The following is a 7,900-nucleotide window of genomic DNA, read 5'->3' as shown; positions in this document are numbered from 1 at the left end:
ATAGGCTTTAAATTCACCAAAATATTTCGTAATCGCTGCTGTCAACGAGGTCTTCCCATGATCAACGTGACCAATCGTACCAATATTAACATGCGGTTTTGTTCGTTCAAACTTGCTCTTCGCCATTTGAGCTCTCCATTTTCCGTCCAAGCCAAGGACTAAGTTAAAAATTAATTACCAACCTGAAATTACGCGTATTTCTTTTGAATCTCCAAAGCAACAGCCGAAGGTACAGGCTCGTAATGATCAAACTGCATTGTATACTGCGCACGCCCCTGACTCATAGAGCGAAGAGTATTCACATAACCAAACATATTCGCCAAAGGAACCATTGCATTCACAACCGTTGCAATGCCGCGCGCTTCAGTTCCTGAAATCTGTCCCCGACGAGAATTGAGATCACCAATAACATCACCAACATAATCATCTGGTGTAACAACTTCCACCTTCATGATCGGTTCAAGAAGCTGTGCACCAGCCTTCTTTGCCCCATCACGAAAAGCCGCACGAGCCGCAATCTCAAAAGCCAAAACCGAAGAATCAACATCGTGATAACCACCATCAATGAGAGTCGCTTTTACACCAAGCATAGGAAAGCCCGCAAGAGGACCTGACCCCATAACACTCTCAATCCCCTTTTGGACGCCGGGAATATATTCTTTAGGAACAGCACCACCAACAATCTTTGACTCAAAAATAAAGTCATCACCATCATGAGGCTCAAAAACAATTTTCACACGAGCAAATTGACCGGCACCACCCGATTGCTTCTTATGCGTATAATCAATTTCCGCCATTTTAGTAATTGACTCACGATAAGCAACTTGAGGCTGCCCAACATTTGCTTCAACCTTAAACTCACGCCGCATACGGTCAACAATAATATCAAGATGAAGCTCACCCATTCCAGCTATAATAGTCTGACCAGATTCCTCATCCGATTTAACACGAAATGAAGGATCTTCGGCCGCTAGACGGTTAAGAGCAATACCCATTTTTTCTTGATCTGCTTTTGTTTTCGGTTCAATTGCAATCTCAATAACAGGCTCTGGAAATTCCATCCTCTCCAAAATAACAGGCTTCAAAGGATCACAAAGAGTATCCCCTGTTGTCGTCTCCTTAAGTCCTGCAAGAGCAACAATATCACCAGCAAAAGCTTCTTCAATATCCTCACGAGAATTTGAATGCATTTGAAGCATACGCCCCAAACGCTCTTTCTTCTTTTTCACAGTATTCTCAAGAGAAATACCTTTCTGAACTTTACCTGAGTAAATACGACAAAACGTCAATGAACCAACAAAAGGATCATTCATAATTTTAAAAGCAAGCATAGATAGCGGAGCATCATCAGAAGATTCTCGTGTTGTCTCAGCCTCAGTCTTTACATCAATACCCTTAATCGCCGGAATATCAACTGGAGAAGGAAGATAAGAAACAACAGCATCCAAAAGTGGCTGCACCCCCTTGTTTTTAAAAGCCGTACCACAAAGAACCGGATGAAACTGAACTTCTACTGTCCCCCTACGAATGAGAGAAACAAGCTGCTCGTTGGTTGGCATAACACCCTCTAAATAAGCCTCTGTCGCTGCTTCATCAACCTCCACAGCCATCTCAATCAATTTCTCACGATATTCTTCAGCTTTCTCCTTTAAATCAGAGGGAATTTCACTTATCACCGCCGAGGCACCAATAGAACCATCCCACTTTAAAGCCTTCATTTCTACAAGATCAACAACACCTTCAAAGTCATTTTCAGCGCCAATCGGCAACTGCAAAACAAGCGCTTTAGCACCCAACCGAGAACCAACCATCTCCACACTACGATAAAAGTCAGCTCCTATTTTGTCCATTTTATTAACAAAAACCATACGAGGCACGCGATATTTCTCAGCTTGCCGCCAAACAGTTTCCGTCTGAGGCTCCACACCAGCATTTGCATCCAACAAAGCTATTGCGCCATCAAGAACACGCAAAGAGCGCTCAACTTCAATGGTAAAATCAACGTGCCCTGGCGTATCAATAATATTAAAGCGACGCTTCCGACCGTCCTGCCCTTCCCAAAACGTCGTTGTTGCAGCAGACGTAATCGTAATACCGCGCTCCTGCTCCTGCTCCATCCAATCCATCGTAGAAGCACCATCATGGGTCTCGCCAATTTTATGATTCTTACCGGTATAGAACAGAATACGTTCAGTCATCGTAGTCTTACCAGCATCAATATGCGCCATAATACCAAAATTACGATAATCTTCAATTTTATATTCGCGAGCCATTATATTTGCCTTGTTTAAAACTTCTACCAGCGATAGTGAGAAAAAGCACGATTAGCTTCAGCCATACGATGAACATCTTCACGCTTTTTCACGGCAGAACCACGATTATTAGCCGCATCCATCAATTCACCAGATAAACGCTCAACCATCGTCGTTTCATTTCGACCACGCGCCGCCGCAATCAACCAACGAATAGCAAGAGCCTGACGACGATCAGGACGAACATCAATCGGAACTTGATAAGTAGCACCACCAACACGGCGTGAACGAACCTCAATATGAGGAGCAACATTCTCTAAGGCCCGATGAAATAGAGCCACAGGATCTGTTTTTACTCTTTTTTCTACAGAATCGAGTGCACCATAAACAATACGCTCTGCAACTGATTTTTTACCATCAAACATAATGGCATTCATAAATTTCATAATAACCAAATCACCAAATTTTGGATCTGGATTAATCTCACGCTTTTCTGCTCTATGACGACGGGACATTGGCTTTGTCTCTCAATATTATTTTGGACGCTTTGCGCCATACTTTGAACGACGCTGTTTACGATTCTTGACACCCTGGGTATCAAGCAAACCACGAATAATGTGATAACGAACTCCTGGCAAATCTTTTACACGACCACCACGAATCATCACAACAGAGTGCTCTTGAAGATTATGTCCCTCTCCAGGAATATAACCAATCACCTCAAATCCATTCGTCAAGCGAATTTTAGCAACTTTACGAAGAGCAGAATTAGGTTTCTTCGGCGTTGTTGTATAAACACGCGTACAAACACCACGCTTCTGCGGATTCGACTGCAGAGCAGGAACCTTATTACGTTTAACTGGCGCCACACGCGGCTTACGAATCAACTGGTTTACGGTAGGCATGCAACCTTCCTCTTTTTGATCTATATTCTTCTCACCCAATCGGGCTTTTCTATTTTCATTTCCATCCACCCCAACAGAATCGGAACAGATATTTAAGTCTACACACAAAATCGGGCACACCTGCAAAAAACAGTTTACCCGACCATAAGCAGAGAAGGCAGTAGCCTTTTGCACTAGGATTTACTTTTAATCTTCTTAACACCTGTGAATAATCTTCCGGTTCATATCCAAAGCACCTGATTACACCCACATCGGCTATATCCATCTCTAATAGCGAGAACACGTACATTCGTCAAGAACTAAACAGCAGAAAGTTTTTAAAAATGAAAATAAATTAAATTTTAAAGCTTTAAATTTGCTTTTACCGCTACTCTTGATAAATCAATTTACCATAAGTAATATCCCTATAAATAAAAAAGTAGCGATATGACTGTAGCAAAACATAAATGCAGTAAATTGAGCAGTAAATTGAATTACATATTTGATATCTAATGATGAGCGCCATGAAAATAGCAACATGGAATATTGCCGGGATAAAAGCACGACATGAAACATTATGTCAATGGCTGCAGCAAAGCCAGCCGGACATAGTCTGTTTACAGGAAATTAAAAGTATTGATGAAAATTTTCCACGCGATGCAATTGAAAGTTTAGGTTACCATATAGAAACACACGGACAAAAAAGTTTTAATGGCGTTGCGATTCTCTCTAAAAAAACACCAGATGAAGTGATCCGTCGATTACCAGGCAATGATAATGATAAACAAACACGTTACATTGAAGCAGTTTATTCAACAAACAAAGGTGTTGTTCGTGTTGCATCTCTCTATTTGCCAAATGGGAATCCTATTGAGAGTGAAAAATATTCCTATAAGATAGAATGGATGGAAAGATTATATACACATGCAAAATCATTGCTTGCGTATGAAGAACCCCTTATTCTAGCGGGTGATTATAATGTCATCCCCGCTCCATTAGATGCAAAAAAACCTCAAGAATGGTATCAAGATGCCTTATTTCTTGGAGAAACAAGAAAAGCATTCCAACGTATTCTTCATTTAGGTTTTTATGATGCTATCCGGAATGTCACCGATACTCCCTCCTTCAGTTTTTGGGATTTTCAGGCAGGTGCCTGGCCTAAGAATAATGGGATTCGCATTGATCATTTATTATTATCACCAGAAGCTGTTGATCAACTAATTTGCGCTCATAGCCAAGCAGAAGTAAGGGGATATCAAAAACCATCCGACCACGTTCCTGTTTGGATTCACCTTAATATCAATTAAGAAAGTACAATCCTCATTTCATGAGACAACAAAAAAAATCCACTCAAAAATAATAACTATGCTACAGCATATAAACAGTATATCTTAAGCAACTAAAATAAAAATAAATGAATGGAGGACATAAATGAAGAAATCATTGTTAATGCTTATTGCAGCAACGGCCATTGGATTCTCAAGTTTCGCACATGCTGAACATGATACTCTTGAAAAAATAAAACGAACAGGGGAAATTACTTTAGGTGTCCGTGAATCATCTGGTTTAGCCTACGCCCTTGGTAATAATAAATATGTAGGTTTTCATACAGAAATGGCAGAACGGATCATTGATGATATCTCAAAAAAAATTGGTAAACCAATTAAAATTCATTATCTTCCCATCACTTCTCAAAATAGAATTCCTCTCTTAAAAAATAAAACCTATGATTTTGAGTGCGGCTCAACAACACATGATCTTGCCCGCAGTAAAGAAGCAGCATTTGCTTATACGACATACATTGAGGAGGTTCGGATTGCTGTAAAGAAAAATTCTAACATTAAATCTCTTGAGGATTTAAATGGAAAAACAGTTGCAACGACCACCGGTACAACATCTGTTCAACTTATTCGTAAAAATAAACGTGCAAAAAACATTCAGTTTAAAGTTTTAAAGGGGAAAGATCACGGAGATAGTTTTTTGTTATTAGAATCTGGTAAGGTAGATGCTTTTGTCATGGACGCTTCAATTCTTGCTGGACATATTGCTAAATCAAAGAATCCATCTGATTATGTCATTCTTGATACTGTACTTTCAGTCGAACCTATTGCCTGTATGCTCAGATTAAATGACAAAAAATTTGAACAAACAATCAACGATAGTATCGTACGTCAGATTAAAGATGAATCACTGGAAAAGCTTTATAATAAGTGGTTTATGAAACCGATCCCACCTGCTAACACTGTTATGAACCTTCCCTTGTCAAAACAAACAAGATATGCTTGGGATCACCCAAATAATAAACCTCGAGAAAGCTACGCAGAAAAAGATTTATAGAATTTAATAAAAAAGAACCACACTCTTTTGAAATTGAGTGTGGTTTATATTTTAATTCACTTTTAAATAAATTTGGCCTATGTAGATGCGCTTGGTTTATTGCCCTATTTGTGAATGACTAATTTGAGGGAATATCAATTAATGGACTTTTCTTTCCTTTGTAGAGATGACCTTACTCAAACATTGGTAACAGGATGCTTGGGGACTCCCGGCGTGAGCCATACCTATTTAGATACACTTCTCGATGGCTTTAAAAATACGGTTATATTGTCTATCACTTCACTTATATTAGCTGTATTGTGTGGTGTTGTTATAGGAACAATGCGCACTTTACCCAAAACATCCATAACCAATTATATATTTCGCACTATCGGTACTATTTGGGTAGAGATTATGCGTAATATTCCCCTCCTTGTACAAGTGTTTTTGTGGTATTTTGTTGTTCCGAAGATTTATCCACCAGCGATGAAATTTTCCCCCATTCTCTTAATAACATGCGCATTGGGATTCTTTACATCTGCACGCATTGCAGAACAGGTTCGTTCAGGCATTGAAGCGATTCCTTCTGGACAACGCTATGCTGCTATGGCAATGGGGTTTACAACTTATCAAAGTTATCGCTATATTATACTACCACGAGCTATACGTGCAATTATGCCACCTCTTACTTCAGAAGCAATGGGCATTGTGAAAAATTCGTCTATAGCATTCGCCGTTTCAATAAATGAGCTCATGCAATTTCAATACCAAGCAATTGAAGAGGTAAGCCATGTTTACGAAAATTATTTACTTGTTACGGCTCTTTATATTCTAATAGCCTTATTCGTATTCATTGTGATGACAGTCATTGAACAAATACTCAAAATTCCTAATTTTCAAACAAAGGGAAATTGAATATGATGAATTTCATAAGCTCTCAGTTTGGACTTTATTCTCCTTTCAATTTTTCCGACTTTGATTTTTCCTTTTTTACCTTTGATGTATTTCGTTCTTACATTTTATCAGGTTTACTCTTTAGCGTTTTTCTAACTCTTTTTGCAACGGTGTTGGGGTTTGTTTTCGGTACGCTTTTAGCAATGATGCGCCTTTCTTCCATAAAACTTCTTTCTTGGTTTGCAATAGGTTACATAACAGCTATGCGTTCAATACCACTTGTGATGGTTATCTTATGGTTTTTCGTGCTTCTGCCTTTTTTAACCGGTATATCCATCGGTGCAAATAAATCAGCACTCATTACCTTTACCGCATTTGAAACGGCTTATTTTGCTGAGATTATGCGTGCTGGAATCAATTCAGTTCCGCAAGGACAAAAATATGCAGGACAAGCTCTTGGAATGACATATTGGCAAAGTATGTACATTGTCATTCTTCCTCAAGCCTTTAGAGATATGCTTCCAGTCTTTTTAACACAAGTTATTATCCTTTTTCAGGATACAACCCTTGTTTATGCCATCAGTGGTCATAGCCTTTTGAATGGTTTTGATATTGCTGCTAATAATTTTGGTGTAAAGCAAGAAGCTTATATCTTAGCAGCTATTTTCTATTTTGTTATCTGTTTTACACTGTCACAAATAGTTTTGTATTTACAAAAAAAAGTATCCATTATTCGCTAACAGGAAAAAAAATGTCTACTCATATGATCGAAATAAAAAATGTTTCTAATTGGTATGGCGAAATTAAAGTCCTTAAAAACTGTACAACCAACATTAATAAAGGAGAAGTCGTTGTCGTTTGTGGTCCATCAGGCTCCGGAAAGTCAACACTCATTAAAACTATTAACGCTCTCGTCCCTTTTCAAAAAGGTGAAATTTGGATTAATGGAATACCAGTTCATTCAAAAAAAACGAATCTGCCTAAATTGCGAAGTCAGGTAGGAATGGTGTTTCAACACTTCGAGCTTTTCCCCCATTTATCTGTCACAGAAAATTTGACAATTGCACAAATCAAAGTCCTAAAACGAAGCAAAAAAGAAGCACTTGAACGCGGATTGTTATATCTTGAACGCGTTGGACTCATTGAACACAAAGATAAATATCCTGGTCAACTTTCTGGAGGGCAACAACAACGTGTTGCTATTGCACGTGCCTTAACTATGGATCCACTTGTCATGCTTTTTGATGAACCAACATCTGCTCTAGATCCTGAAATGGTAGGTGAAGTACTCGATGTCATGATTAGCTTAGCAGAAGAAGGTATGACGATGATTTGTGTAACCCATGAAATGGGATTTGCACAAAAAGTCTCGGAGCGTGTTATTTTCATAGATCAAGGAACAATTCTTGAAGACTGCTCATCTAAAGAGTTCTTTTCTGATCCGCAAGCAAGAAAACCAAGAACGCAAGAATTTTTGTCTAAAATCCTAAGTCATTAGCCGTTAGATTATCAAAAAAAGCTATCTTTACTATGAACTTGTATACAAGGAAACAG

The 7,900-nt window shown here is 38.7% G+C and carries 9 protein-coding genes; 5 read left to right on the top strand and 4 right to left on the bottom strand.

Going from position 1 to position 7,900, the window contains the following annotated elements:
- From PVV63_RS08280 to rpsL, 4 genes are all read right to left on the bottom strand, one after another.
- Positions 1-126, bottom strand: a 126-nt coding sequence (locus tag PVV63_RS08280) for a GTP-binding protein (protein WP_234924853.1), incomplete at its 3' end; no start/stop codon positions are given.
- Between the two features lie 62 nt (positions 127-188).
- Positions 189-2,273: an elongation factor G gene (gene fusA / locus PVV63_RS08275; RefSeq protein WP_273791453.1), complete on the bottom strand. Its 2,085-nt coding sequence runs from the start codon at positions 2,271-2,273 to the stop codon at positions 189-191.
- A gap of 23 nt (positions 2,274-2,296) precedes the next feature.
- Complete coding sequence (gene rpsG, locus PVV63_RS08270) at positions 2,297-2,767, bottom strand: 30S ribosomal protein S7 (protein WP_273791452.1); 471 nt, start codon at positions 2,765-2,767, stop codon at positions 2,297-2,299.
- Between the two features lie 18 nt (positions 2,768-2,785).
- A complete protein-coding gene (gene rpsL, locus PVV63_RS08265) occupies positions 2,786-3,157 on the bottom strand; it encodes a 30S ribosomal protein S12 (protein WP_005773262.1) in 372 nt (123 codons plus the stop codon).
- Between the two features lie 503 nt (positions 3,158-3,660).
- On the opposite strand from rpsL, the gene xth reads away from it, so the two are divergent.
- The 5 genes from xth to PVV63_RS08240 all read left to right on the top strand — a co-directional run bounded on the left by xth (position 3,661) and on the right by PVV63_RS08240 (position 7,844).
- On the top strand, positions 3,661-4,443 hold the full coding sequence (xth, locus tag PVV63_RS08260) for an exodeoxyribonuclease III (RefSeq protein WP_273791451.1): 783 nt from the start codon (positions 3,661-3,663) through the stop codon (positions 4,441-4,443).
- Between the two features lie 124 nt (positions 4,444-4,567).
- Positions 4,568-5,473 (top strand): transporter substrate-binding domain-containing protein, encoded by a 906-nt coding sequence (locus PVV63_RS08255; RefSeq protein ID WP_273791450.1) that lies wholly within the window; start codon positions 4,568-4,570, stop codon positions 5,471-5,473.
- 141 nt (positions 5,474-5,614) lie between these two features.
- Positions 5,615-6,367: an amino acid ABC transporter permease gene (locus PVV63_RS08250; protein ID WP_273791449.1), complete on the top strand. Its 753-nt coding sequence runs from the start codon at positions 5,615-5,617 to the stop codon at positions 6,365-6,367.
- A gap of 2 nt (positions 6,368-6,369) precedes the next feature.
- Entirely contained in the window at positions 6,370-7,086 is a 717-nt protein-coding gene (locus PVV63_RS08245; RefSeq protein WP_273791448.1) for an amino acid ABC transporter permease, read from the top strand.
- Positions 7,087-7,097: 11 nt separating this feature from the next.
- Positions 7,098-7,844, top strand: coding sequence for an amino acid ABC transporter ATP-binding protein (locus tag PVV63_RS08240; protein WP_273791447.1), 747 nt, complete (start codon positions 7,098-7,100; stop codon positions 7,842-7,844).
- Positions 7,845-7,900: the final 56 nt, after the last annotated feature.

It is taken from the genome of Bartonella sp. CM31XJBT, from assembly GCF_028618555.1.
Taxonomy (GTDB): domain Bacteria; phylum Pseudomonadota; class Alphaproteobacteria; order Rhizobiales; family Rhizobiaceae; genus Bartonella.
Note: the sequence above shows the minus strand (reverse complement) of the source record. Positions and strands in the feature narration are given on the sequence as shown.

Excerpts from the sequence above, each read along its gene's own strand:
- fusA (WP_273791453.1), bottom strand. The coding sequence starts at position 2,273 with ATGGCTCGCGAATATAAAATTGAAGATTATCGTAATTTTGGTATTATG.
- rpsG (WP_273791452.1), bottom strand. The coding sequence starts at position 2,767 with ATGTCCCGTCGTCATAGAGCAGAAAAGCGTGAGATTAATCCAGATCCA.
- rpsL (WP_005773262.1), bottom strand. The coding sequence starts at position 3,157 with ATGCCTACCGTAAACCAGTTGATTCGTAAGCCGCGTGTGGCGCCAGTT.
- xth (WP_273791451.1), top strand. The coding sequence starts at position 3,661 with ATGAAAATAGCAACATGGAATATTGCCGGGATAAAAGCACGACATGAA.
- PVV63_RS08255 (WP_273791450.1), top strand. The coding sequence starts at position 4,568 with ATGAAGAAATCATTGTTAATGCTTATTGCAGCAACGGCCATTGGATTC.
- PVV63_RS08250 (WP_273791449.1), top strand. The coding sequence starts at position 5,615 with ATGGACTTTTCTTTCCTTTGTAGAGATGACCTTACTCAAACATTGGTA.
- PVV63_RS08245 (WP_273791448.1), top strand. The coding sequence starts at position 6,370 with ATGATGAATTTCATAAGCTCTCAGTTTGGACTTTATTCTCCTTTCAAT.
- PVV63_RS08240 (WP_273791447.1), top strand. The coding sequence starts at position 7,098 with ATGTCTACTCATATGATCGAAATAAAAAATGTTTCTAATTGGTATGGC.